Genomic DNA, 25,936 nt, shown 5'->3' with positions numbered 1-25,936 from the left:
AGAGGGTGCGGGGCGTGAGTGAGACACCGTCGAACACCCTGCAATACCGCTTTGACGGGCCAGAAGACGCTCCGGTCCTGATCTTGGGTCCCTCACTGGGTACCACATGGCACATGTGGGACCGGCAGGTTCCGGAGCTGACGAAGCAGTGGCGTGTCTTCCGGTTCGACCTGCCGGGACACGGCGGCGCGCCCGCCCATCCGGCCGGGTCGGTGGGGGACCTGACCGCCCGGCTGCTGGCCACCCTCGAAGGGCTCGGCGTGCAGCGCTTCGGCTACGCCGGCTGCGCGCTCGGCGGCGCGATCGGCGTCGAGCTGGCCCTGCGCCACCCGGAGCGCCTCGCCTCCCTCGCCCTGATCGCGGCCTCGCCCCGCTTCGGCACGGCGGACGAGTTCCGCCAGCGCGGGGTGATCGTCCGGACGAACGGGCTGGACCCCATCGCCCGTACGTCCCCGGACCGCTGGTTCACCGCCGGGTTCGCCGCCGCCCAGCCCGCGATCACCGACTGGGCCGTGCAGATGGTCCGCACCACCGACCCCGGCTGCTACATCGCCGCCTGCGAGGCGCTGGCCTCCTTCGACGTCCGTGCCGAACTCGGCCGGGTCGGCGTGCCCACACTGGTCCTGGTCGGTTCCGACGACCAGGTCACCGGTCCCGCCGAGGCCCGCACCCTGGTCGCCGGCATCCGGGACGCCCGTCTGGCCGTCGTGCCCGGAGCCTCCCACCTGGTGCCGGTGGAGCAGCCCGCCGCCGTGACCGACCTGCTGGTGCGGCACTTCTCCACGGCCTGGCAGCCCGCCTTCGAGTCCAGCACCGGGCAGATGGCGATCGTCGCGGCCCCGGCCAAGCCCGTCCTGGCCCCGCCGCCGCAGACTCCGCCGAGCGCGCCGATCGCCGAGATCGCCCCGGCGGCGGTGCCGCCGCAGCCCGCGGGCGGACCGGACCCGTACGACAGCGGTCTCAAGATCCGGCGTGAGGTGCTCGGCGACGCGCACGTGGACCGGGAGCTGGAGCAGGCCGACGAGTTCTCGGGGGACTTCCAGGAGTTCCTCACCCGTTCCACCTGGGGCGGTGTCTGGGGCCGCCCCGGGCTGGACCGGCGCACCCGCAGCTGCGTGGCGCTCACCGCCCTGGCGGCCGGCGGTCACCTGGAGGACCTGGCCGCCCACACCCGGGCCGCCCTGCGCAACGGCCTCACCCCGGACGAGATCAAGGAGGTGCTGCTCCAGACCGCGGTCTACTGCGGCATGCCCGCCGCGGGCAGCGCCTTCCGTGTGGCCCAGCGGGTCATACAGGAGGAGACGACTCTCACCGAGTGACGTCCCTCCCACGGGGTGACACGGCTCCTGCGGAGTGACACCGCACGGGCGAGCGGCGGGCCCGCGCCGTGGGCGGTGATCGTCCAGCCGGGCACCAGGAGCACCACCCTGGACAGGCCGTGCGCCCGGCGTGCGCGGCAAGATGGGGCGCATGAAGCTCACGAAGAAGTCGCACGCCTGCGTCCGCCTGGAGAAGGACGGCCGCACGCTCGTCATCGACCCCGGCGCCTTCAGCGAGGAGGACGCCGCGGTCGGCGCCGAGGCCGTCCTGATCACGCACGAGCACATGGACCACTTCGACGAGTCCCGGCTACGGGCGGCCCTGGAGGCGAACCCGGGTGCCGAGATCTGGACCCTGAAGGCGGTGGCGGAGAAGGTCTCGGCGGCCTTCCCGGGCCGTGTGCACACCGTCGGCCACGGTGACACCTTCACCGCCGCCGGATTCGACGTACAGGTGCACGGCGAGCTGCACGCCGTGATCCACCCGGACATCCCGCGCATCACCAACGTCGGCTACCTGATCGACGGCGGCAAGGTCTTCCACCCCGGTGACGCCCTCACGGTGCCCGGCCGGCCCGTGGAGACCCTGATGCTCCCGGTCATGGCGCCCTGGAACAAGATCGCGGAAGTGATCGACTACGTCAGGGAGCTCAAGCCGCAGCGGGCGTACGACATCCACGACGCGCTCCTGACCGACCTCGCCCGCCCGGTCTACGACCACCAGATCGGCGCCCTGGGCGGCGCCGAGCACCTGCGGCTGACCCCGGGGGACTCCGCCGACGTGTGAGGCACCGGCTCCGGAGGCGGGCAGGGGCCGTCCGGCGGGGGCTGTCAGTGCCGCCCGGTAGGTTGTGAGGCATGCGCATCGCGACCTGGAACGTGAACTCGATCACCGCCCGCCTCCCGCGGCTGCTCGCCTGGCTGGAGAGCAGCGGCACCGACGTGCTGTGCCTCCAGGAGGCCAAGATCGCCGAGGACCAGTTCCCGGTCGAACCGCTGCGCGAGCTGGGCTACGAGGCGGCGGTCCACGCCACCGGCCGGTGGAACGGCGTGGCGGTCCTCTCCCGGGTGGGCCTGGAGGACGTGGTCAAGGGCCTGCCCGGCGACCCGGGCTACGACGGGCAGCGCGAACCCCGCGCCCTCTCCGCGACCTGCGGCCCGGTCCGCGTCTGGTCGGTCTACGTGCCCAACGGGCGTGAGGTCGACCACCCGCACTACGCCTACAAACTGCAGTGGTTCGAGGCGCTGAGGGCGGCCGTCGCGGGCGACGCGTCCGGCAGCCGCCCGTTCGCCGTCCTCGGCGACTACAACGTCGCGCCGACGGACGACGACGTCTACGACCGCGCCGCCTTCGAGGGCGCCACCCACGTCACCCCGGCCGAGCGCGCCGCCCTCGCCTCCCTGCGCGAGGCGGGCCTCGCCGACGTGGTGCCCCGGCCCCTCAAGTATGAGCACCCCTTCACCTACTGGGACTACCGCCAGCTCTGCTTCCCCAAGAACCGCGGCATGCGCATCGACCTGGTGTACGGCAACGAGCCCTTCGCCAAGGCCGTCACCGACGCCTACGTGGACCGTGAGGAGCGCAAGGGCAAGGGCGCGTCCGACCACGCGCCCGTGGTGGTCGACCTGGACGTGTAGGCGCCACGGCCGCGTACCACCCGCGTGCGCGCCCTTCGTACGCGCCCCTCCCGGCGGTGAGCCCCGTGTGCGCTCTCCCGGCCGCGCGCACGCGGGAGCCCGGCGTACGCCCCGCAGTCCCGCCTGCTGTACGCGCCGGCCCGCGTGCGCCCGGCGCACCGCCGGTCTCCGGCCGTTCAGGCCGTCGCCCCTGTGGCGCGTCCCGTGGTCGCGGTGCCACGCTGAGTGCATGGCCTTCCGCTTCACGGGCACCTGGCGCAAGAAGCACGCACCCGCAGTCGGCGTCACCGTCGTCTCCGCGGGGGACGGCTCTCCGACCCCGGCGGATCTCGCCGAGCTGTTTTCCACCTGCGAACAGTTGCGCGCCCTGGCCGCTGAGGCCGGTGTCCGGCTCGACGGGTCGGCAGCCTCTCTGGAGGCGCTCGACCAGCTGTTGCCGCGCTGGCGGGACGACGCCGAGACGGCGGGCCGGCTCGGCATCGACGCCGGGCTGTATCTGGGCACGGTCATCGTGCGTACGGTGCCTGGCGCCGTCTGGGAGTTGTGGCCGAACGGGCACCCGGTCGTACGGCTCGCCTCCGGCCGGGAGATCGTCGTCGTGGAGGCCGGACACGCGTGGGCCGAGGAGGGCGTACCGGAACTCTCCCAGCTCTACGCGGAGGTCGCGGAGGGCTGAGACCCGCGCGAGCGCGGAGATTGCAGCAACCCCGCAAAGCCGCCGGTGGCGTTCCCCGGGGGCCGCGGGCCGCGGGCATTCCTCCCCACCGAAGGACGCATCGGGCCGAACCTCGACTACGATGTGGCGTTCGCGACCGTCTCAGGGGGCAGCGGTCCACAGAGCCATACCCGGCCGGCGGCAGCCGGAGATCACTGCTCGCGCGGCGGTACGGACAGCCACTCAGGGCCGTCCGCAGGCGAGGAGAAGGTCAGCTGTGCGCCGGGCGGGTTGTGCTCGGCGGAAGACCCCCACACCCCGGTCCCGGAAGCGGCGACCGGGTCGCCCGTATCGGCCACCAGTTCGACCACGCCGGGGCCCTGCGGGCCGGCCGGGCCAGGCGCTGATCCGGCTCCGGCGGTACCGTGGTCGGACGGTCCTGACGGGATCATGGCAATGCAATAGGCTGCGCGGACGGTCTCTGACTGGAGGTGCGGATGCGTCGTTGCGGAGTACGGAAACTCACGGTCCTGGCGGTCTCGGCCGCAGTGGTGTCGGTGGGAGCGGCGGCACCGCCCGCCGCGCACCCGGACGCGGGCCCCGGACCGGCCCGGAAGGTTCCCGTGGCCGCCGGCTACGGCGGTGCCGTCGCGAGCGTCGACGCGGACGCCTCCGCCGCCGGCATCGAGGTGCTGAAGAAGGGCGGCAACGCCGTCGACGCGGCCGTGGCCACCGCCGCCGCCCTCGGTGTCACCGAGCCCTACTCCGCCGGCATCGGCGGAGGCGGCTACTTCGTCTACTACGACGCCAGGTCCCGCACGGTGCACACCATCGACGGCCGGGAGACCGCGCCGCTCAGCGCCGACGAGGACCTCTTCACGGAAGGCGGCAAGCCGCTCTCCTTCGACGCCGCCGTCACCAGCGGCCTGAGCGTCGGCACCCCGGGCACCCCCGCCACCTGGCAGAAGGCCCTCGACGAGTGGGGCAGCAAGCGGCTCGGGACGGTGCTGAAGCCCGCGGAGCGCCTCGCCCGCGACGGCTTCACCGTCGACGACACCTTCCGCTCGCAGACGGCGTCCAACGAGACCCGCTTCCGCTACTTCCCGGACACCGCGAAGCTGTTCCTGCCGGGCGGGCGGCTGCCCGTCGTCGGCTCGACCTTCAAGAACCCCGACCTCGCCCGCACCTACGAGGAACTGGCCAGGAAGGGCGTCGGTGCCGTCTACCACGGCGACCTCGGCGACGAGATCGTCGACACGGTCAACCACCCGCCGGTCGACCCCGGTTCGGGCTGGAAAGCCCGGCCGGGCCAACTCGCCGAGAAGGACCTCGCGGCCTACCGCGCCAAGCTCCAGGCGCCCACGCGCACGTCGTACCGCGGTCTGAACGTGTACTCCATCGCGCCCTCCTCCTCCGGCGGCACCACCGTCGGCGAGGCGCTGAACATCCTGGAGCGGACGAACCTCTCCAGGGCGAGCGAGGCGCAGTACCTGCACCACTACATCGAGGCGAGCCGCATCGCCTTCGCCGACCGCGGACGCTGGGTCGGTGACCCGGCCTTCGAGAACGTCCCCACCCGCGGCCTGCTCTCCCAGCGGTTCGCCGACTCCCGCGCCTGCCTGATCAAGGACGACGCCGTCCTCGCCAGCCCGCTCGCGCCCGGTGACCCGAGCCGGCCCGCCGCCTGCGGCACCGGCGGGACGGCCGCGCCGACGACGTACGAGGGCGAGAACACCACCCACCTGACGACCGCCGACCGGTGGGGCAACGTCGTCTCCTACACCCTCACCATCGAACAGACCGGCGGCAGCGGCATCACCGTGCCGGGCCGGGGTTTCCTGCTCAACAACGAGCTGACGGACTTCTCCTTCACGCCGGCCAACCCGGCCGTGCACGACCCGAACCTGCCGGGGCCGGGCAAACGTCCGCGGTCGTCGATCTCCCCGACGATCGTGCTGGACGGGCACAACCGGCCCGTGGTGGCGCTCGGTTCGCCCGGCGGCGCGACCATCATCACCACCGTGCTGCAGACGCTGACCGGCTTCCTCGACCGGCACCTGCCGCTCGTCGACGCCATCGCCGCACCCCGCGCCAGCCAGCGCAACGCCGCCCAGACCGAACTCGAACCCGCCCTCTACGACAGTCCGCTGCGCAAGCAACTGGAGGCGATCGGGCACTCCTTCAAGCTCAACCCGGAGATCGGCGCGGCCACCGGCGTGCAGCGGCTGCCGGACGGCAGGTGGCTGGCGGCGGCGGAGAAGGTGCGCAGGGGCGGCGGCTCGGCGATGGTCGTCCACCCCGCCTCCTAGCGCGCGTAGGACGCCCGGACGGCTGCGGCAGGGCCCGTAGCCGTCCGCCCGCCCCCGTGACGCCCGTACGCCGCCCGGGCGGCTCTGGCAGGCCCGTACGCCGTCCGCCCGGCGCCCTCACGCCGGCGTCTCAGCGCGCCCACCGTCCATCCGGCCCGTAGCGGGTGCCGGGCGACGGGAGCGGCCCGTACACGCAAGGTGCCGGGACCGGTCCGTATGCACGCAGGCCGTCCGGGACCGGTCGGTGCGTCCGCTGGGGCGCCCGCCTCGGTCCGTACGCACGCAGGCCGTCGGGACCGGTCCGTGTGTACGCGGGCGGCGCCTGGATCGGTCGTCCGTACGTACGCGGGGGCGTCCGGATCGGTCCGTGCGCATGCGGGCGCCGGGGGCGGGCCTCACCGCTGAGGACCGCCCCCGGTGCTCCGCGCCGTCGTCACCCGGTGGGTGCCGGGGCGGGCTCCCCGCCCTGCGGGCGGAACGCGAGCCGCCCGTCCTCCGCGTCGACCGTGACCCGGCTGCCCTCGCCGACCCGCCCGTCCAGGAGCAGCCGGGAGAGCTGGTTGTCCACCTCGCGCTGGATGGTGCGGCGCAGCGGGCGCGCGCCGTACTCCGGCTGGTAGCCGCGCTGCGCCAGCCAGTCCACGGCCGCGTCGGTGAACTCGACGGCCACCCCCTGCGCGTGCAGCAGCCGCCGGGTCTTCTCCAGCAGCAGGTCGGTGATCTGCCGCAACTGCTCGGCGGTGAGCTGGCGGAAGACGACGATCTCGTCGATGCGGTTGAGGAACTCGGGCCGGAAGTGCTCCCGCAGCGGGCGCAGGATCTGCTCGCGCCGCGCCTCCTCGTCCGCGTCCGCGCCTCCCGCGCCGAACCCGATCCCGGCACCGCGCCGGGTGATCGCCTCGGAACCGAGGTTGCTGGTCATCACGATGACGGTGTTGGTGAAGTCCACCGTGCGGCCCTGGGAGTCGGTCAGCCGCCCGTCGTCCAGGACCTGGAGCAGGATGTTGAAGACGTCCGGGTGCGCCTTCTCCACCTCGTCGAGCAGCAGCAGCGAGTACGGGTGCCGGCGCACGACCTCGGTGAGCTGGCCGGCCTCCTCGTGGCCGACGTAGCCGGGCGGGGCACCCACCAGGCGGCTGACGGTGTGCCGTTCCTGGTACTCGCTCATGTCCAGGCGGACCATCCGGTCCTCGCTGCCGAACAGCGCCTCGGCCAGCGCGCGGGCCAGTTCCGTCTTGCCGACGCCGGTCGGGCCGAGGAACAGGAAGCTGCCGATCGGCCGGTCGGGGCTGGCCAGGCCGGCGCGCGAGCGCAGCACCGCCTCGGCGACCACGGCGACGGCCTCCTCCTGGCCGACGACCCGCCGGTGCAGGTGCTCCTCCAGGCCGAGCAGACGCTCCTTCTCCTCCTGGGTGAGGCTGCTGACGGGGATGCCGGTCTGCCGGGACACCACCTCGGCGATGGCCTCGGCGGTCACCTCCAGGTGCTGCCCCTCGTCGGCCTCCTCGCTGCCGCCCGCCAGGGCGATGCGCTGCTTCAGCTCGCTGATGCGGTCGCGCAACTGCGTGGCCTGCTCGTACTGCTCGTCCGCGACCGCCTGGTCCTTGTCGCAGGCGAGCTGTTCGACCTCGCGTTCCATGGCCCGTACGTCCGTGCCCTTGGTCCGGGCCCGCAGCCGCACGCGGGCGCCCGCCTGGTCGATCAGGTCGATCGCCTTGTCCGGCAGCCGCCGGTCGGTCAGGTACCGGTCGGACAGCTCCACGGCCGCGACCAGGGCCTCGTCGGTGTAGCGGACCTGGTGGTGGGCCTCGTAGCGGTCACGCAGCCCGCGCAGGATCTCGATGGCGTCGGCGACGGTCGGCTCGGGCACCAGGATCGGCTGGAAGCGGCGGGCCAGCGCCGCGTCCTTCTCGATCCGCCGGTACTCCTCCAGGGTGGTCGCGCCCACGATGTGCAGCTCGCCGCGGGCCAGGGCGGGCTTGAGGATGTTGCCCGCGTCCATGGAACCGCCCTCACCGCCGCCGCCCGCGCCGACCACGGTGTGCACCTCGTCGATGAAGACGATCAGGTGTTCGGAGTGGGTGCGGATCTCGGTGACGATGTTGTTCAGCCGCTCCTCGAAGTCGCCCCGGTAGCGGGTGCCGGCGACCACGCCCGTCAGGTCCAGGGCCACCACGCGGCGGCCCAGCAGGATGTCGGGCACGTCGCCGTCGGCGATGCGCTGCGCGAGCCCCTCGACGATGGCCGTCTTGCCGACGCCCGCGTCACCGATCAGCACGGGGTTGTTCTTCCCGCGCCGGGAGAGCACCTCGATGGTCTGTTCGATCTCCTGGTCGCGGCCGATCACCGGGTCGATCCGGCCCTGGCGGGCCATGTCGGTCAGGTCGCGCCCGTACTTGTCCAAGGTGGGCGTGCCGGTGGAGCGCTGCTGCCGCTCGGGGCCCGGCGGGGCGGTCGTGTCCGGGGCCTCGGGCGGCAGGCCGGAGGCGGCGAACCGGGCCGCGTTCAGGATGTGCCCGGCCGCCGAGTCGGGGTTCATCGCCAGGGCGCTGAGCACGTGCTCGGGGCCGATGTACCCGGCGCCGCTGGCCCGCGCCATGTCGTGCGCGTCCAGCAGGGCCCGCTTGACGGCCGGGGTGAGGGAGAGCGCCGTGGGCGGTGGAGCCTCACCCGGCGGGCTCTGCACGGGCCCGGACCGCTCGTCGATCTGCGTGGCGAGCGAGTCGGGGTCCGCGCCCGACCTGCTGAGCAGACTGCGGGTGGGTTCCGTGGCGAGCGCCGCGCGCAGCAGGTGCTCGGTGTCCAGGTCCCGGCTGCCGTGGTCGGCGGCGTACTGGGCCGCGCCCTTGACGAGTTCCCGGGCGGGCTGGCTCAGGAGCCTGCCGATGTCGACGTGCCGGGGACCGGGGCGGGTGCCGCCGAAGAACCGGGCGAAGAATTCGCCGAAGGGGTCGCGATCGCCCTCCGGGCCGACGAAGCCGCTGGTCATCGCTTTCCGTTCCTTCGCTGACGGGTGGCTCCCGCCGGGTAACCGGGTGAGCGGGGCTCATGCCCACGGTTGCATGTTCTGCGGGTGCGGGCACGTCGGGCGCCGGCCGGGCCCGGCGGCGGGCGCGCGGGTCCGGGCGGGCCCCCGCCGCCGGGCCAGGGCGCTCACCCAGCGGAGTGTGAAACAGGATCGACTCCGCGGGTTCACGACGATGGTCTTGGCAAGGCGGCCGGGGAGGCTTACGTTCGTGCCTCTACGTGTGTTCTACGGGCGTAGAGGCTCTGACGTACGTCGAAGGAGCAGCTCATGGCCAATGTCGTCCGTGCGGCCCTGGTCCAGGCCACCTGGACCGGCGACACCGAGTCCATGGTCGCCAAGCACGAGGAACACGCCCGCGAGGCGGCCCGGCGCGGTGCCCGGATCATCGGGTTCCAGGAAGTCTTCAACGCGCCCTACTTCTGCCAGGTGCAGGAACCGGAGCACTACCGCTGGGCCGAACCGGTCCCGGACGGGCCGACCGTGCGCCGGATGCGGGCCCTCGCCCGGGAGACCGGGATGGTCGTCGTCGCCCCGGTCTTCGAGGTCGAGCAGACCGGCTTCTACTACAACACCGCCGCCGTGATCGACGCCGACGGCAGCTATCTCGGCAAGTACCGCAAGCACCACATCCCGCAGGTCAGGGGCTTCTGGGAGAAGTACTACTTCAAGCCCGGCAACCTCGGCTGGCCGGTCTTCGACACCGCCGTGGGCCGGGTCGGCGTCTACATCTGCTACGACCGCCACTTCCCCGAGGGCTGGCGGCAGCTCGGCCTCAACGGCGCCCAGCTCGTCTACAACCCGTCCGCCACCCACCGCGGTCTGTCCTCCCACCTGTGGCGGCTGGAGCAGCCCGCCGCGGCCGTCGCCAACGAGTACTTCGTCGCCGCGATCAACCGCGTGGGCCGCGAGGAGTACGGCGACAACGACTTCTACGGGACGTCGTACTTCGTCGACCCGCGCGGGCAGTTCGTCGGCGACGTCGCCGGTGACGCCGGAGAGGAACTGGTCGTCCGCGACCTCGACCTGGACCTCATCGAAGAGGTGCGGCAGCAGTGGGCCTTCTACCGCGACCGCCGCCCCGACGCCTACGAAGGGCTGGTGCAGCCGTGAACGACCTGTACGACCGTCACCGGGCCGTGCTGCCCGACTGGCTCGCCCTCTACTACGAGGACCCGCTGGAGATCACCCACGGCGAGGGCCGCCACGTCTGGGACGCCGCGGGCCGCCGCTACCTTGACTTCTTCGGCGGCATCCTGACCACCATGACCGCGCACGCGCTGCCCGAGGTCACCAAGGCGGTGAGCGAGCAGGCCGCCCGGATCATCCACTCCTCGACCCTCTACCTCAACCGTCCGATGGTCGAACTGGCCGAGCGCATCGCCCAGTTGAGCGGCATCCCGGACGCCCGGGTCTTCTTCACCACCTCGGGCACCGAGGCCAACGACACCGCGCTGCTGCTGGCGACGGCGTACCGGCGCAGCAACACGGTCCTGGCGATGCGCAACAGCTACCACGGCCGTTCCTTCAGCACGGTCGGCATCACCGGCAACCGCTCCTGGTCGCCCAGCTCCCTGTCCCCGTTGCAGACGCTGTACGTCCACGGCGGCGTGCGCACCCGCGGCCCCTTCGCGCACCTGGACGACGCCGGGTTCATCGCGGCCTGCGTCGACGACCTCGTAGACCTCCTCGGTCACACCCGGCCGCCCGCCGCGCTCATCGCCGAACCCGTCCAGGGGGTCGGCGGTTTCACCTCCCCGCCCGACGGCCTGTACGCCGCCTTCCGGGACGTCCTGAAGGAACACGGCATCCTGTGGATCGCCGACGAGGTGCAGACGGGCTGGGGCCGCACCGGCGACCACTTCTGGGGCTGGCAGGCGCACGGACGCAGCGGGCCGCCGGACATCGTCACCTTCGCCAAGGGCATCGGCAACGGCATGTCCGTCGGCGGGGTCATCGCCCGCGCCGAGATCATGAACTGCCTGGACGCCAACAGCATCTCCACGTTCGGCGGCACCCAGATCACCATGGCCGCGGCCCTCGCCAACCTCAACCACCTCGTCGAACACGACCTCCAGGGCAACGCCCGGCGGGTCGGCGGACTGCTCATCGAGCGGCTGCGGGCCGTCGCCGCCGGGCTGCCCGGCGTACGGGAGGTACGCGGACGCGGGCTCATGATCGGCGTCGAACTGGCCCGGCCCGGCACCGACGAGGCGGACCCGCGGGCCGCGGCCGCCGTGCTGGAGGCGGCCCGGGAAGGCGGCCTCCTCATCGGCAAGGGCGGCGGCCACGACACCAGTGCGCTGCGCATCGCCCCGCCGCTGTCGCTGACCGTCGCCGAGGCCGAGGAGGGCGCCGCGATCCTGGCGGACGCGCTGCGCGCCGCCCACTGAGGGCGCGCGCGAGGCGCACCCCGCAGCGAGAGGCGAGAAGAGGGGAGTGCCGCCCATGACCACCGCCTCGGACCGGACCCCGGCCGCCCCCGGCCGCCCGGGACCGGCAGCCCCCGGCCCCGGGGGACCGGGCTGCCCGGTACCCGCCGCCCGCCCCGCGCCGGAGACCGGCCTGTCTGCCCCACCTGTTCCGTCGTCCCCACCTGTTCCGTCCTCCCCACCCGTTCGGTCCGTCCCCTCCGTTCCTTCCGCCCTGTCCGCCCTGTCCGTCCGCCAGGTGCTCGCCCTGGAGCGCGTGCTCGCCGGGGAGCCCGAGGTGGTGGCCGGCGCGGGCCGGCTCGACCGGCCCGTGCGCTGGGTGCACGTCGCCGAGGCCGCGGACGTCGGCGTGATGCTCAGCGGCGGCGAGATGGTGCTCACCACCGGCGTGCTGCTCGCCGGGGACGAGGAGAAACAGGCCGAGTACATCCGCTCCCTGCACCGCGCGGAGGCCGCGGCCGTGGTCCTGGGCCTCGGGCGGGCGTTCCCCGCGCCGCCCGAGGTGATGCGCCGGGCCGCCGAGCGGTGCGGGCTGCCGCTGGTCGTCCTGCACCGGCCCTTCCCGTTCGCCGAACTGACCGAGGAGGTCCAGTCCCGGCTGGTGCGGCGGAAGTTCGCCTCGGTCAGCCTCTCGGAGGCCGTGCGCACCGCCCTCACCGCACTGATCACCGCCGGCGCCCCGCTCCAGGCGCTGCTCGACGAGATCGCCCGGCACAGCGCCTGCCCCGTCGTCGTCACCAACCTCGCCCACCGGGTCCTCGCCACCGCCGGGGAACGCTCCGCGGTGGACGACGTCCTGCGCGACTGGGAGCGCATCGCCCGGCAGGCCGGCCGCAGCGAGGGCGACGGCTGGATCCGCGCCGAACTCGGCGGCCGAGGCGAGAGATGGGGCCGGATCGTGCTCTGCGGCCACCGCGGGGACGCCGCCGCCGGACGGCTCCTGGCCGACCGCGCCGCCGAGGCCCTGGTCCTGCACCGGATGCTCGGCGCCGCCGCGGGCGGCTCCTGGGAGGAACAGTCCGCGCAGAGCCTGCTGGCCGACCTGATCGGCGAGGCCGTGCCCGCCCGGCACCTGCTGCCCCGGGCCCGGGCGGCCGGCCTCCCGGTCAACCGCCGCACCTTCGTGCCGCTGTTCGTACGGGGCGCCGACCCGGCCGGACTCGACCGGCTGCTGCGGCTGCTGGGCCTGCCCGGCCTGGCCGCCGCAGTGTCCCCCGGCCTCACCGCCTGCCTCCTCAGCCTCCCCCGGGACCAGGACGCCGAAGCCCTCACCGCCCACTTCGCGACCCGGCTGCGCGCGGGACCGGACGGGCCGTGCGCCGGCCCGGGACACGGCGGCCCGGGACACAGCGGGCCGGACCAGGCACCCCCGGGCACCGGCGCCCCGTACGCCGGTCCGGTCGTGGCGGCCGGGGAGGCCCGCGCGGACTGGGACGACGTACCCGCCGGGCTGCGGGAGGCGCGGCACGTGGCCGACGCCGTGGGGGACGCCGCCTCCACCCGGGACCTGCCGGCCGTGGTCCGGCTCAAGGACGTCCACCTGCGCGGGCTGGTGCGGCTGCTGCGTGACGACCCGCAGGTGCAGTCCTTCGCCGAGCGGGAGCTGGACGGGCTGCTGTGCGGCACCGCGCAGGACCTGCTGGACGTGCTGCGCACCTACCTCGCCACCGGCCGCAACAAGTCCCGCACCGCCCGGCTGCACCACGTCTCGCGGCCCGCGCTCTACCGCCGCCTGGAAGCCATACAGAGCCGCCTCGGAGTCGATCTCGGCGACTTCGAACAGGCCGCCTCGGTGCACATCGCGCTCCTCGCGCACGACGCGCAGCAGCAGTGAGCGGGGCGGGGCGCGAGGACGCGGGAGGAGGCGCGGCGGCAGACGCGGACACGGAAGCGGCATGACGAGCGGCGGACGGCAAGGACGGTGAGGCATGGGACGGCGCCAGGGTGACACGGTGGCACGCCGCGGCCCCGGGGACGTGACACCGTGCACCTCACCACCGGGCCCGCCCCCTCCCTACGCTCACCGCACACCGACCCAGCAGCGGAGGTTCCGATGAGCCGAGTGATCCGTGCCGCCCTCTTCCAGACCGCCTGGACCGGCGACAAGGAGTCCATGATCGCGGCGCACGAGCAGGCGGTGCGCGACGCGGCAGCCCAGGGCGCCCAAGTCCTCTGCTTCCAGGAGCTGTTCTACGGACCGTACTTCTGCCAGGTCCAGGACCCCGCCTTCTACGCCTACGCCGAACAGATCCCCGAGGGCCCCACCGTCCGCCGCTTCCGGGCGCTCGCCCGGGAACTGGGCATCGTCCTCGTCCTGCCGATGTACGAGGAGGAGCAGCCGGGGGTCCTCTACAACACCGCCGCCGTGATCGACGCGGACGGCTCCTACCTGGGCAAGTACCGCAAGACCCACATCCCGCAGGTGCACGGCTTCTGGGAGAAGTTCTACTTCCGGCCCGGCAACAGCGGCTGGCCCGTCTTCGAGACCGCCGTCGGCAAGGTCGGCGTCTACATCTGCTACGACCGGCACTTCCCCGAGGGCTGGCGGGCGCTCGGGCTGGCCGGCGCGGAGATCGTCTTCAACCCGTCGGCCACCTCACGCGGCCTGTCCGGCTACCTGTGGCAGCTCGAACAGCCGGCGGCGGCCGTCGCCAACGAGTACTTCGTCGGCGCCATCAACCGCGTCGGCGTCGAGGAGTACGGCGACGACGACTTCTACGGGACGTCGTACTTCGTGGACCCCGAGGCGCGGTTCGTCGGCGAGGTGGCGAGCGACAAGGAACCCGAACTCGTCGTCCGCGACCTGGACCTGGCCAAGCTCCGCGAGGTGCGCGACCGCTGGCAGTTCTACCGCGACCGGGCGCCGGGCGCGTACACGCCGCTGACCGCCCCCTGACCCGGAACGTCCACCTGCAAGGAGTGGGAGCATGAGCAGCCGTACCGTCATCCGCGGCGGCCTCGTCGTCACCGCCGCCGACGAGACGCACGCCGACGTCCTGATCGAGGACGGCCGCATCGCCGCCCTCGCCGCCTCCGGCACCCCGGCGGCCGAGGCGTTCACGGCGGAGCGGACCATCGACGCCACCGGCAAGTACGTCATCCCGGGCGGCGTCGACGGACACACCCACATGGAGATGCCCTTCGGCGGCACCTACGCCTCGGACACCTTCGAGACCGGCACCCGGGCCGCCGCCTGGGGCGGCACGACCACCATCGTCGACTTCGCGATCCAGTCCAAGGGCGGCACCCTGCGCGAGGGCCTGGACGCCTGGCACGCCAAGGCCGAGGGCAACTGCGCCGTCGACTACGGCTTCCACATGATCGTCTCCGACGTGAACGAGGACACGCTCAAGGAGATGGACCTGCTGGTGGAGGAAGGTGTGACCTCCTTCAAGCAGTTCATGGCCTACCCGGGTGTGTTCTACAGCGACGACGGGCAGATCCTGCGCGCCATGCAGCGCGCCGCCGGCAACGGCGGGCTGATCATGATGCACGCCGAGAACGGCATCGCCATCGACGTCCTGGTCGGACAGGCCCTCGCCCGCGGCGAGACCGACCCCCGCCACCACGGTGAGGTCCGCAAGGCCCTCCTGGAGGCCGAGGCCACCCACCGCGCGATCCGCCTCGCCCAGGTGGCGGGCGCCCCGCTGTACGTCGTGCACGTCTCGGCGCGCGAGGCGGTCGCCGAACTGACCCGGGCCCGCGACGAGGGGCTGCCGGTCTTCGGCGAGACCTGCCCGCAGTACCTGTTCCTGTCCACCGACAACCTCGCCGAACCGGACTTCGAGGGCGCGAAGTACGTGTGCAGCACACCCCTGCGCCCCCGGGACCACCAGGCCGCCCTGTGGCGGGGCCTGCGCACCGACGACCTCCAGGTGGTCTCCACCGACCACTGCCCCTTCTGCTTCGCAGGCCAGAAGGAGCTGGGCCGCGGCGACTTCTCCAGGATCCCCAACGGGCTGCCGGGCGTGGAGAACCGCATGGACCTGCTCCACCAGGCCGTCGTCGACGGGCACATCTCGCGCCGCCGCTGGATCGAGATCGCCTGCGCGGCCCCGGCCCGCATGTTCGGCCTGTACCCGAAGAAGGGCACCATCGCACCGGGCGCCGACGCCGACGTCGTCGTCTACGACCCGCACGCCGAGCAGGTCCTGTCCGCGGCGGCACACCACATGAACGTCGACTACTCGGCGTACGAGGGCAAGCGGGTCACCGGCCGCGTCGAGACCGTGCTCTCGCGCGGCGAGCCCGTCATCACCGAGCGGGAGTACACCGGACGCGCCGGCCACGGCGTCTACACCCCGCGCTCCACCTGCCAGTACCTCGACTAGGAGCGGCGCCCATGGACTTCGGACTCGTCCTGCAGACCGACCCGCCGGCCTCGCGCGTCATCAGCCTGATGCAGCGCGCCGAACACAACGGTTTCCGCTACGGCTGGACCTTCGACTCCGCCGTGCTGTGGCAGGAACCCTTCGTCATCCACAGCCAGATCCTCGCCCGGACCGAGCACCTGACCGTCGGCCCGATGGTCACCAACCCGGGCACCCGCACCTGGGAGGTCACCGCCTCCACCTTCGCCACCCTCAACGACATGTTCGGCAACCGCACGGTGTGCGGCATCGGCCGCGGCGACTCCGCGATGCGCGTGGCCGGCCGCAAGCCCGACACGCTGGCCCGCATCAGCCAGGCCATGAAGGTCATCCGGGCGCTGGGCAGGGGAGAGGAGGCCGACCTCGGCGGCGGCACGGTCGTCCGCTTCCCCTGGGTCGGCCCGGGCGCCGAAGTGCCCGTCTGGATGGCCGCGTACGGGCCCAAGGCCCTGAGGACGGCGGGCGAGGAGGCCGACGGCTTCATCCTCCAGCTCGCCGACCTGTACCTCACCGAGTACATGGTGAAGGCGGTGAAGGACGCCGCCGTCGCCGCCGGACGCGACCCGGCCGAGGTGAAAGTGTGCGTGGCCGCGCCCGCCTACGTCACCGCCGACGACTCGCCCGAGGCGCTCGCCCACGCCCGTGAGCAGTGCCGGTGGTTCGGCGGCATGGTCGGCAACCACGTCGCCGACCTGGTCGCCCGCTACGGCGAGCACTCCGCCGCCGTCCCCGACGCCCTCACCGACTACATCAAGTCCCGCCAGGGCTACGACTACGCGCACCACGGGCGCAGCGGCAACCCGGACACCGCGTTCGTGCCCGACGAGATCGTCGACCGGTTCTGCGTGATCGGACCGGTCGCACAGCACATCGAGAAGCTGAACGCGCTGCGCGGACTGGGCGTGGACCAGTTCGCCGTGTACGCCATGCACGACGCGCGGGAAGCCGTGATCGACGCGTACGGCCGAGAGGTCATCCCCGTCGTCAACCCCGGATAGCCGAGCACCCCTTCTCGATTGGGGCCGTCCATGACCGACACCGCACCCGCGGGCATACCGCCGACCGCCCAGGTCACCCTCCCCGACGGGCGCGTGGAGATCGCCCCCGGCACTCCACCGCCCAGCGGCCCCTACGCCAACGCCGACCTGCTCCCGGTCCCCGTGGCACGGCGCACCTGGACCACCTACAACTTCTGCGCCCTGTGGGTCGGCATGGCCCACAACACGGCCTCCTGGACCCTCGCCTCCGGACTGATCGCCGTCGGCATGGACTGGAAGCAGGCGGTGTTCACCATCGCCGTGGCCAATCTGACCGTGCTCGTCCCGATGCTGCTCACCGGCCACGCGGGACCCCGGTACGGCATCCCCTTCCCGGTCTTCGCCCGTGCGTCCTTCGGGGTGCGCGGCGCCAACCTGCCCGCAGTCGTGAGGGCGTTGGTGGCGTGCGGCTGGTTCGGCATCCAGACCTGGATCGGCGGCGAGGCGATCTACTTCCTGGCCGGGAAGCTGATCGGGGCCGGCTGGAGCGACGCCTCCCGCATCGGCGGGTACGCCTGGACGATGTGGCTGTCGTTCGCGATCTTCTGGGCGATCCAGGTCGCGATCATCCACCGGGGCATGGACACCGTCCGCCGCTTCGAGAACTGGGCGGCGCCCTTCGTCCTCGTCGGCGCGCTGGTGATGCTGTGGTGGATGAGTGCCAAGGCCGGCGGCTTCGGCCCGCTGTTCGACCAGCCCTCCCGGCTCGGCTGGGGAGCGGACTTCTGGCGACTCTTCGCGCCGTCGCTGATGGGCATGATCGGTTTCTGGTCGACGCTGTCCCTGAACATCCCCGACTTCACGCGCTACGGCAGGAGCCAGCGGGCACAGACCTGGGGCCAGGCGCTGGGCCTGCCCACCACCATGACGCTGTTCGCGTTCCTGTCGGTGCTCGTCACCTCGGGTTCGCAGGCCGTCTACGGCCGACCGGTCTGGGACCCCGTGCAGTTGGCGGCGAAGACGGACAGCACGGTCGGGCTGCTGTACGCGCTGGTGACCGTGCTGGTGGCGACCCTGTCGGTGAACATCGCCGCCAATCTGGTCTCCCCGGCCTTCGACTTCTCCAACGTCGCCCCGCGCAAGGTGAGTTTCCGCACCGGGGCGCTCGTCACGGCCGTGCTCGCCGTGGTGATCTGCCCGTGGAGGCTCTACTCCGACCCGCAGGGCTACATCTTCACCTGGCTCGGTCTGGTCGGCGGGCTGCTCGGCACGGTCGCGGGCATCCTCGTCGCCGACTACTGGATCCTGCGCCGCACCCGGCTCGACCTCGGTGACCTGTGCCGTCCGGGCGGGCGCTACTGGTACGCGGGCGGCTGGAACTGGCGGGCGGTGACCGCCTTCCTCGTGGGCGGCGTGCTGGCCGTCGGCGGCGCGGACTTCCATCCGCTGATCGACGGCCGGCCCGTCGCGGCCCTGAAGCCGCTGGCCGACTACGGCTGGGCGGTGGGCCTGGGCACGTCGGCCGTGCTGTACCTGCTGCTGTCGCTGCCCGCCCTGCGGGAGCGGTCCGCTTCCCGCTGAGGGGCGGAGGACAGAGCCGGGCGGGACGGACGGCGAAGGCGGCCCGGCGGGACGGGACCGGCCGGGCCAGGGGTGGACGGGAGGGCACCTGGCCGGGGCGGTCAGTTCCCCTGGCCGGCCCCGCTGTTCACCAGCGCCGCCACCGCCTCCCTGGCGGCCTTGATCGCGCCCTTGTTGATCTCGTCCGTGGCGGGCGCCTTCTTCGACTCGAAGTCGCTGCCGTTGTACGTCACCACCACCAGCGCGTTGGCGGCCCGGACCAGCACCACGCCCTCCCGGGTCTGCTGCTTGTCCTCGGTGGTGAGGTTCACCACCGAGTACGCGGCGTCACCGAGGCCCGGGACCGCTCCGCCGCCGCTCTTCTCACCCGTGCGCTGCTGGTAGGCGGTGGTGGCCGCCTCGTTCGACCGCATCACCTCGAAGGACACGTCGAGCCAGCGGTAGTCGTAGCCCTTGAGCGCGTTCCACGAACAGGTGCGGCGCACGCTCTCGTCCGTCGACGCGATCTCCTTGCCCGCCGTCTTCGCACCGGGCACCAGCGCGGTGACGGTCTTCGTGGAGACGGCGGTGCAGGGCGCCGGGGCCGACGTGTACGTCTTGGGCCGGTCGGCCGCGGCCGTCGCCGAGGACGCTCCGGGGACCTGGGGCGAACCGTTCGAGGAGGCCGACCGGGTGCCGGCGCCGCCGGCCCCCTGACCGGCCGCGCCGTGGCCGCCGGCGGGCGGGGCGGCGAACGGGCCGGACGTCAGCGCCCAGCCCGCACAGGCGAGTACGACGACCGGACTCAGCCGCGCGGTGAGTGCGAGCGGCAGGGGAAGATCACGCACGGCACACTTCTCGTGTGGGGGAACGGACGATGCGGGGGCCGTCCGCAGTGTGGACGGGACGACAGTGTCACATGCCCGCCTGTGCGGCGGAAGTGCGACCTCGCTCCGTGCTCAGGCGCTCACGCGGCGGGCGCCGCCCGGGCGCGCGCAGGACGCGAGGGGCAGGGGTGTCAGGGGACGCGCGCCGTCCACTGGGGCGTGCCGAACTTGGTGCGCGCCAGTTCCTGGGCACGGGCGAGTTCCTCGCCGGTGACCTTGCCGTCCGTCAGTCCGTACCGCCCGTCGAAGGACTGGATCATCCGCTCGATGACGGTCTCGCGGGCCAGGCCGGTCTGCCGGCGCAGCGGGTCCACCCGCTTCTTCGCGCTCTTCGTGCCCTTGTCGGACAGCTTCTCCCGCCCGATCCGCAGCACGTCGAGCATCTTGTCGGCGTCGATGTCGTAGGACATGGTCACGTGGTGCAGCACGGCGCCGGGCCCGCCGCCGGGACCGACGATCCGCTTCTGCGCGGCGCCCGCGATCTTGCCCTGGTCGGTGGCGATGTCGTTCAGCGGCTGGTACCAGGCCCGGATGCCCATGTCACCGAGGGCGCCCAGCACCCAGTCGTCCAGATACGCGTAGCTGTCCTGGAAGGACAGCCCCTGCACGAGCGCCTCGGGGACCGACAGCGAGTACGTGATCGTGTTGCCGGGCTCGACGAACATCGCGCCGCCGCCGGAGATGCGGCGCACCACCTCGACGCCGTGCCGGGCGGCGCCGTCGGCGTCCACCTCGTTGCGCAGCGACTGGAAGCTGCCGATGATCACCGCGGGGGAGGCCCACTCCCACACCCGCAGGGTCGGCGGGCGGCGGCCCGCGGCGACCTCGGCGGTCAGCACCTCGTCCAGCGCCATGTGCAGGGCGGGGGACTGCGGGCCCTCGTGGATCAGCTGCCAGTCGTAGTCGGTCCAGTCGGTGGCACGGGCCAGCGCGCGGCGCACCGCGATCCCGACGCCCTCCGAGGTCAGCCCGTACATGACGGTGCCCTCGGGCAGGGCGGCGTCGATCCGGGCGGCGAGCCCCGCCGCGTCGGTGTCGGCCGGGGCGCCCTCCAGCGCGCCGTTGACCGCGTCGAGTGCCTCGTCGGGCTCCAGGAAGAAGTCGCCCGCCACGCGCACCCGCCGCAACAGGCCGTCCTCGGACTCCACGTCCACGACGACGAGCTTGCCGCCGGGCACCTTGTACTCACCGTGCACTTTCCCGGGCCTCCCTTGCTGCCGCAGGGACAACGCCCGGGCCGGCCGCCGTGTTCCCGGCCTGCCGCACGGCGGGCCGGTGACCCACGCCGGTGATGCCCGCCGGTCGTGTGCGCCGGTCGTGTGCACCGGTGACGCGTCCCTGGGCCGCATCCCGGTGACGCGTACCCGTGATGCGCCGGTGACCCGGAAGTATGGCTTCCATCACAGTCGCGCCGGACGGCCCCTGATGGGCTGGCCGGTGCGCAGAGCCACCCCCCTCGTCCTGATCCTCACCGCGTGCCTCGGGCTCTCGGCGGACGGTGACCAGTCCGGACCCCGGGCACCGGAAGCCGGGTCCGCGGCGGCCGGCACCGCCGGCTCCCAGCCGCTGGACGCCTACGACATGACCCCCGCCGAGACACGCACCGTGAAGGGGGCTGGCGGGGAGCGGCGGGTGGGGCGTGCGAGGGGGGGAGGGTCGTGAGGCGGGGTCTGGCCGGGAGCGGCGGGTGGGGCACGCGCGGAGCCGTGAGGCGGGATCCGGTCTCGCCGGGAACGGGCTGTGCGGCGGGGCGCTCGTGCGGGGGCGGCCGGTGAGCCGGAACAGGTCGGGCCGGCAGGTCAGTTCGGCCGAACAGTTCGGCCGGTCAGACCGGTCAGGCCGGCCGGCCGAGTCGGCCGGTCAGGTCGCCAGGCCGTGCCGGTAGGCGTAGACGACGGCCTGCACGCGGTCGCGGAGCTGGAGTTTGGCGAGGATGCGGGAGACGAAGGTCTTGACCGTCTCCTGGCTGATGACGAGTGCCGCGGCGATCTCGCTGTTGGACAGGCCGTCCGCGATGAGGCGCAGCACCTCCAGTTCGCGGGGGGTGAGCGGGATGTCGCGTGAGGTGCCCTCGGCGGGCCGGATGCGCGCGGCGTAGCGCCCCACGAGCCGGCGGGTCACCTCGGGGTCCAGGAGGGCCGCGCCGGTGGCTACGGTCCGGATGCCGTGCAGCAGCCGGTCCGGCGGGGCGTCCTTGAGGAGGAAGCCGCTGGCCCCGGCGCGCAGTGCCTCGTAGACGTACTCGTCCAGGTTGAACGTGGTCACCACGAGAACCTTCACGGGGTGGGCCACCCCGGCACCGGCCAGCAGGCGGGTGGCTTCCAGGCCGTCGAGGACCGGCATGCGGATGTCCATCACGACGACGTCCGGCCGCACCGCGCGGGCGAGTTCCACGCCCGTGCGCCCGTCTCCGCACTCACCCGCCACCTCCATGTCGGGCTGCGCGCCGATGATGGTAACCAGGCCGGTGCGGACCAGCATCTGGTCGTCGCAGACCAGGACCCGGATCGGTGCGCTCACGAGGTTCCGCCGGCGGGGATGCGCGCCCGCACGGTGAAGCCGCCGTCCGCCGCGCCGCCGGCGCTGAAGTCGCCGCCCAGGACGCCGACGCGTTCGCGCAGACCGGCCAGGCCCCGTCCGCTGCCGATCGCGGCGGCGGTGCGCGAACCGGTGCCGTCCGTGCTGACCTCCACGGTGATCTCCCTTTCGCCGTGCCGCACCTGGACGGAAGTCCGGCTGCCGTGAGCGTACTTGAGGGCGTTGGTCAGCGCTTCCTGCACCACCCGGTAGGCGACGAGGTCGGCGCTTCCGGTCGACGCCGGGGGCGTGCCCTCCTCGGTGAAGTCCACGGGCTGCCCGGCCCGGCGGGTCTGCTCGACGAGCGTGAGGACCCTGCCGACGGCCGGTGTCCTGGGTTCCTTGGCCCCCGCCGCGCCGGTGCCCGTACCGTGCTCGGTGCCCTGGCCGGCGCCGTGGCCCGGGTCCGGGCCGGGGTTGAGCAGGTCGAGCAGGTGGCGCAGGTCGGTGAGGGCGCGGCGGCCGGTGTCGCTGACGGCCGTCAGGGACTGCTCGAGCCGCTCGGGCGCGGCCGTCAGGTAGCGGGCGGCCTCGGCCTGCACCACCATGGCGGTGACGTGGTGGGTGACCACGTCGTGCAACTCCCGGGCGATCCGGGCGCGTTCGGCGGTACGGGTCTGCTCCGCGACGCGCTCGCGGCGCTCGGCCTCGGCGACCCGGGTGGACCGCAGCCACGCCCCGGCGCCCCACGCGAGCGCCAGCACCAGGTAGAACGTCACGAACTCCTCGGGCGTCTCACGGCCCGAACCGAGCCGGGAGAGCGCGACCGCCAGCGGCACGTACGCCACGGAGAGGAGGACCGCGGTGGTGCGCCTGCGGTGTTCCAGATGGGATCCCGCGCTGATCAGCACGAGGGGCAGGGTGGCGCCGGCGCTCGAGTGGTAGCCGCGCAGCTGGTCGAGGGCGAAGCCGCCCGCCACCAGGGCGAGACAGACGGCCGGCCACCGCCGGCGCACCGCGAGCGGCAGGCACTCGAGCGCGAGGGCGACGGCGGCGAGCGCGTCGAAGGGGCGTGTCGGCAGGTCCCCGACCTCCGTGCCGTGGCCGCGCAGTCCCGGCAGGAACGACGCGAGCAGGAACAGGATCCCGAGCGGGAGGTCGCGGACCGTGACGTCGAGCCGGTGCCATGCCTGGCGGGCCCCCTGAAGGCTCATCACCGGGCGAGTGTAGCCAGGGCGTCGACGCGCCCGGTCCGCCGGCGGGGGACGATGGTGCCGCGCCGGTGGGCCAGCCACAGGAAGACGAGCGTCAGCAGCGCACCGAACACCACCGAGTACACACTGGCCTCCGGACCGAACTCGCCGCCCGTGATCAGCTTGCTGCCCGACGTCGAGGCGTCCAGCAGACCGTGCACGTCGCCGTTGCCGGAGACCTCGGTGCCGAAGATGCCGGACTCGGCGAAGTTCCAGCCGAAGTGCAGACCGATCGGCAGCCACAGCGAGCGGGTGGCGATGTAGGCGGCGGCGAGCGTGCCGCCGGCCTCGATGGCGATGGCGACGGCACCCAGGACGGTGGCGTCCTTGTTGAGCAGGTGGCTCGCGCCGAACACCACGCCGGACAGCACGAGCGCGATGTACGTGCCCGTTCCCCGCTCCACGAGCCGGAAGAGCAGCCCGCGGAACATCAGTTCCTCCGTGACGGCGGCCCCGGCCATGAAGCCGACCAGCGCGATCGCACCGGTCAGCGAGCCGGAGCCGTGGACCTCGTAGTCCCCGAGGAAGTAGAGGTTCGCGATGACGCACCCGAACCACACGACGCCGAGGACCAGGCCCCGCAGCAGCGCCCCCCGCGCCCCCTGCCGGGCCAGCTCCGTGACCGGGCGCCCTTCGGTGCGCCCGACGACCCACCGGTAGACCAGCACCGACAGCACGGCCGCCAGGCCGCCCAGGAGCAGGGAGAGCCACGGGTTGCCCTGTACCGCGTTGACGATCTGACCGCCGACCGCACTGACCGCCACCACGGCCAGGATCTGCCACACCAGTTTCATGACGACTCTTTCTCGCGGGTCCCGTTTCCGGTACCTCGTCCGGTCCGCGGCAAGGGCTCCGCGGCTGCACCGAACGCTAGGGAAACGGTGATCGAGAAGCGTCACCTCACAGTGGACACCTGCACGTAGCTCTCACGGGGGACAGGGCGGAACCCGGGCACCGCGCACCCGGGCCCGTGCGGGGTCGGCGTCCTCCACGGGTGGGCCCGTCGCGCGTGCTCCACGGGTGTTGCCGGTCGCGCGTGCGGGGAGCATCGCGGCAGGCGGGAACGCGACGGCGGCTTCGCCCGGGTCCACCGACGTACACGACAGCGAGGTCAGGTCGACATGCGCTTCACGACGCGCCCCACCCTCCAGGGCACCTTCGGCATGGTGTCCTCCACCCACTGGCTGGCCTCCCAGTCGGCGATGGCCGTGCTGGAGGGCGGCGGCAACGCCTACGACGCGGCCGTCGCCGGCGCGTTCGTGCTGCACGTCGTGGAGCCGCACCTGAACGGGCCGGCCGGCGAGGTCCCGATCCTGCTCGCAACGGCCGGCGGCGAGGTACGGGTGCTGTGCGGGCAGGGGGTGGCGCCGGCCGGGGCCACGGCCGCGCACTACCGGGGGCTCGGCCTCGACCTCGTGCCGGGCACCGGACCGCTCGCCGCCGCCGTCCCGGGCGCCTTCGACGCGTGGATGCTGCTGCTGCGCGATCACGGCACCAAGACGCTCGACGACGTCCTGCGGTACGCCATCGGGTACGCCGAGCACGGGCACGCGCCCGTGGAACGCGTCGGGGCGACCGTGGAGACCGTACGGGAACTGTTCGAGACCGAGTGGACCTCGTCGGCCGAGGTGTACCTGCCCGGCGGCCGGGCACCCCGGCCCGGGGAACTGCTGCGCAACCCCGCGCTGGCCGCCACCTGGAAGCGGCTGCTCGCCGAGACGGCGGGGGCCGGCGACCGGGAGGCACGGATCGACGCCGCGCGCGAGGTGTGGCGGTCCGGCTTCATCGCCGAGGCACTGGTGCGCCAGGCCCGGCGGCCCACGCTGGACACCAGCGGCGAGCACCACACCGGGACCCTCACCGCCGCCGACCTCGCCGGCTGGTCCGCCACCTACGAAGCCCCGGTGACCTACGACTGGAACGGCTGGACCCTGTGCAAGGCGGGCCCCTGGAGCCAGGGACCGGCGTTCCTCCAGCAACTCGCCCTGCTCCCGCCCGAACTGCCCCCCTACGGGTCCGTGGACTACGTCCACCTGCTCGTCGAGGGCTGCAAGCTCGTCATGGCCGACCGCGAGGCCTGGTACGGGGACGCGGCCGGCGTACCGCTCACCGACCTGCTCTCCGCGCGGTACAACGCCGGGCGGCGCGCACTGATCGGTGACGAGGCCTCCTACGACCTGCGCCCGGGCAGCCCCGGCGGGCGTACCCCGCGGCTGAGCGCGCACGCGTACCGGGTCGCCGCGGACGGCGGCGACTTCGACGCCCTGGGCGTCGGCGAGCCGACGGTCGCCAAGCCGTCCACGTCGCCCGTGCCCGGCGAGCCCGCGGTCCGCGCCGACGGCGCCACCCGCGGCGACACCTGCCACCTCGACGTCGTCGACCGCTGGGGCAACATGGTCGCCGCCACCCCCAGCGGCGGCTGGCTCCAGTCCAACCCCGTCGTGCCCGGACTCGGCTTCCCGCTCGGCACCCGGCTGCAGATGACGTGGCTGGAGGAGGGCCTGCCGAACACGCTGACCCCCGGCCGCCGCCCGCGCACCACCCTCAGCCCGTCGCTCGCGCTGCGCGACGGCGTACCCGTCATGGCCTTCGGCACGCCCGGTGGCGACCAGCAGGACCAGTGGCAGGTGCACTTCTTCCTGGCGGTCGCCCTGCGCTCCGCCGTCCGCGGCGGACTGGACCTCCAGGGCGCCGTCGACGCCCCGAACTGGCACAACGACGCCTTCCCGGGATCCTTCTACCCGCGCGGCATGCGCCCCGGCTCCGTCACCGTGGAGTCCCGCACCGACCCGGAGGTCGTCGCCGGGCTGCGCCGCCGCGGCCATGACGTGACGGTCGGCGACGCCTGGTCCGAGGGCCGCCTGTGCGCGGTCGCCCGGGACCCGCGCACCGGGGTCCTGTCGGCGGCGGCGAACCCGCGCGGGATGCAGGGGTACGCGGTGGGCCGCTGAGCGGCACGGGAGCGGGCCCGCCTCCGGGGCCCGCCACCGCCCC

20 protein-coding genes are annotated in these 25,936 nt (G+C 73.3%); 13 read left to right on the top strand and 7 right to left on the bottom strand.

Going from position 1 to position 25,936, the window contains the following annotated elements:
• Positions 1-14: 14 nt before the first annotated feature.
• From ABZ719_RS27945 to ABZ719_RS27930, 4 genes are all read left to right on the top strand, one after another.
• Positions 15-1,319 (top strand): alpha/beta fold hydrolase, encoded by a 1,305-nt coding sequence (locus ABZ719_RS27945; protein ID WP_366727935.1) that lies wholly within the window; start codon positions 15-17, stop codon positions 1,317-1,319.
• A gap of 151 nt (positions 1,320-1,470) precedes the next feature.
• Positions 1,471-2,106 carry an MBL fold metallo-hydrolase gene (locus ABZ719_RS27940; protein WP_366727934.1) on the top strand — a complete coding sequence of 212 codons (636 nt, stop codon included), beginning with the start codon at positions 1,471-1,473 and terminating at the stop codon, positions 2,104-2,106.
• A gap of 71 nt (positions 2,107-2,177) precedes the next feature.
• Positions 2,178-2,957, top strand: coding sequence for an exodeoxyribonuclease III (locus tag ABZ719_RS27935; RefSeq protein ID WP_366727933.1), 780 nt, complete (start codon positions 2,178-2,180; stop codon positions 2,955-2,957).
• A gap of 229 nt (positions 2,958-3,186) precedes the next feature.
• Positions 3,187-3,633, top strand: a complete 447-nt coding sequence (locus tag ABZ719_RS27930) for a DUF6278 family protein (protein ID WP_366727932.1) — start codon at positions 3,187-3,189, stop codon at positions 3,631-3,633.
• 191 nt (positions 3,634-3,824) lie between these two features.
• Here ABZ719_RS27930 and ABZ719_RS27925 read toward each other — a convergent pair whose 3' ends face one another.
• Positions 3,825-4,064 carry a hypothetical protein gene (locus ABZ719_RS27925; RefSeq protein ID WP_366727931.1) on the bottom strand — a complete coding sequence of 80 codons (240 nt, stop codon included), beginning with the start codon at positions 4,062-4,064 and terminating at the stop codon, positions 3,825-3,827.
• Between the two features lie 45 nt (positions 4,065-4,109).
• Between ABZ719_RS27925 and ggt the strand changes: the two genes are divergently transcribed.
• Positions 4,110-5,921, top strand: a complete 1,812-nt coding sequence (ggt, locus tag ABZ719_RS27920) for a gamma-glutamyltransferase (RefSeq protein WP_366727930.1) — start codon at positions 4,110-4,112, stop codon at positions 5,919-5,921.
• Between the two features lie 433 nt (positions 5,922-6,354).
• Here ggt and ABZ719_RS27915 read toward each other — a convergent pair whose 3' ends face one another.
• On the bottom strand, positions 6,355-8,910 hold the full coding sequence (locus ABZ719_RS27915) for an ATP-dependent Clp protease ATP-binding subunit (RefSeq protein WP_366727929.1): 2,556 nt from the start codon (positions 8,908-8,910) through the stop codon (positions 6,355-6,357).
• Positions 8,911-9,216: 306 nt separating this feature from the next.
• Here ABZ719_RS27915 and ABZ719_RS27910 point away from each other — a divergent pair, with 306 nt between their 5' ends.
• The 7 genes from ABZ719_RS27910 to ABZ719_RS27880 all read left to right on the top strand — a co-directional run bounded on the left by ABZ719_RS27910 (position 9,217) and on the right by ABZ719_RS27880 (position 18,306).
• Positions 9,217-10,059: a nitrilase-related carbon-nitrogen hydrolase gene (locus tag ABZ719_RS27910; RefSeq protein WP_366727928.1), complete on the top strand. Its 843-nt coding sequence runs from the start codon at positions 9,217-9,219 to the stop codon at positions 10,057-10,059.
• Positions 10,056-11,339, top strand: a complete 1,284-nt coding sequence (locus ABZ719_RS27905; RefSeq protein WP_366727927.1) for an aspartate aminotransferase family protein — start codon at positions 10,056-10,058, stop codon at positions 11,337-11,339. Before ABZ719_RS27910 ends, ABZ719_RS27905 begins: the two co-directional genes overlap by 4 nt.
• A gap of 253 nt (positions 11,340-11,592) precedes the next feature.
• Positions 11,593-13,212 carry a PucR family transcriptional regulator gene (locus ABZ719_RS27900; protein ID WP_366727949.1) on the top strand — a complete coding sequence of 540 codons (1,620 nt, stop codon included), beginning with the start codon at positions 11,593-11,595 and terminating at the stop codon, positions 13,210-13,212.
• A gap of 219 nt (positions 13,213-13,431) precedes the next feature.
• Entirely contained in the window at positions 13,432-14,274 is an 843-nt protein-coding gene (locus ABZ719_RS27895; RefSeq protein ID WP_366727926.1) for a nitrilase-related carbon-nitrogen hydrolase, read from the top strand.
• Positions 14,275-14,305: 31 nt separating this feature from the next.
• On the top strand, positions 14,306-15,709 hold the full coding sequence (hydA, locus tag ABZ719_RS27890; protein ID WP_366727925.1) for a dihydropyrimidinase: 1,404 nt from the start codon (positions 14,306-14,308) through the stop codon (positions 15,707-15,709).
• Between the two features lie 11 nt (positions 15,710-15,720).
• Positions 15,721-16,746 (top strand): TIGR03842 family LLM class F420-dependent oxidoreductase, encoded by a 1,026-nt coding sequence (locus ABZ719_RS27885; RefSeq protein WP_366727924.1) that lies wholly within the window; start codon positions 15,721-15,723, stop codon positions 16,744-16,746.
• 30 nt (positions 16,747-16,776) lie between these two features.
• Complete coding sequence (locus ABZ719_RS27880; RefSeq protein WP_366727923.1) at positions 16,777-18,306, top strand: NCS1 family nucleobase:cation symporter-1; 1,530 nt, start codon at positions 16,777-16,779, stop codon at positions 18,304-18,306.
• Between the two features lie 101 nt (positions 18,307-18,407).
• Here ABZ719_RS27880 and ABZ719_RS27875 read toward each other — a convergent pair whose 3' ends face one another.
• From ABZ719_RS27875 to ABZ719_RS27855, 5 genes are all read right to left on the bottom strand, one after another.
• Positions 18,408-19,133, bottom strand: a complete 726-nt coding sequence (locus ABZ719_RS27875) for a hypothetical protein (RefSeq protein ID WP_366727922.1) — start codon at positions 19,131-19,133, stop codon at positions 18,408-18,410.
• A gap of 170 nt (positions 19,134-19,303) precedes the next feature.
• Positions 19,304-20,368, bottom strand: a complete 1,065-nt coding sequence (locus ABZ719_RS27870) for a lipoate--protein ligase family protein (RefSeq protein ID WP_366727921.1) — start codon at positions 20,366-20,368, stop codon at positions 19,304-19,306.
• Between the two features lie 664 nt (positions 20,369-21,032).
• A complete protein-coding gene (locus ABZ719_RS27865; protein WP_366727920.1) occupies positions 21,033-21,692 on the bottom strand; it encodes a response regulator transcription factor in 660 nt (219 codons plus the stop codon).
• Positions 21,689-22,903, bottom strand: a complete 1,215-nt coding sequence (locus ABZ719_RS27860; RefSeq protein ID WP_366727919.1) for a histidine kinase — start codon at positions 22,901-22,903, stop codon at positions 21,689-21,691. Before ABZ719_RS27860 ends, ABZ719_RS27865 begins: the two co-directional genes overlap by 4 nt.
• Complete coding sequence (locus tag ABZ719_RS27855; RefSeq protein WP_366727918.1) at positions 22,903-23,736, bottom strand: CPBP family intramembrane glutamic endopeptidase; 834 nt, start codon at positions 23,734-23,736, stop codon at positions 22,903-22,905. The genes ABZ719_RS27860 and ABZ719_RS27855 overlap by 1 nt, the downstream gene beginning before the upstream one ends.
• A gap of 327 nt (positions 23,737-24,063) precedes the next feature.
• On the opposite strand from ABZ719_RS27855, the gene ABZ719_RS27850 reads away from it, so the two are divergent.
• Complete coding sequence (locus tag ABZ719_RS27850) at positions 24,064-25,893, top strand: gamma-glutamyltransferase (protein WP_366727917.1); 1,830 nt, start codon at positions 24,064-24,066, stop codon at positions 25,891-25,893.
• Positions 25,894-25,936 lie beyond the last annotated feature (43 nt).

The sequence above is a fragment of the Streptomyces sp. NPDC006743 genome, assembly GCF_040703815.1.
Lineage (GTDB): Bacteria > Actinomycetota > Actinomycetes > Streptomycetales > Streptomycetaceae > Streptomyces.
This window is presented reverse-complemented; position numbering and strand designations above follow the sequence as displayed.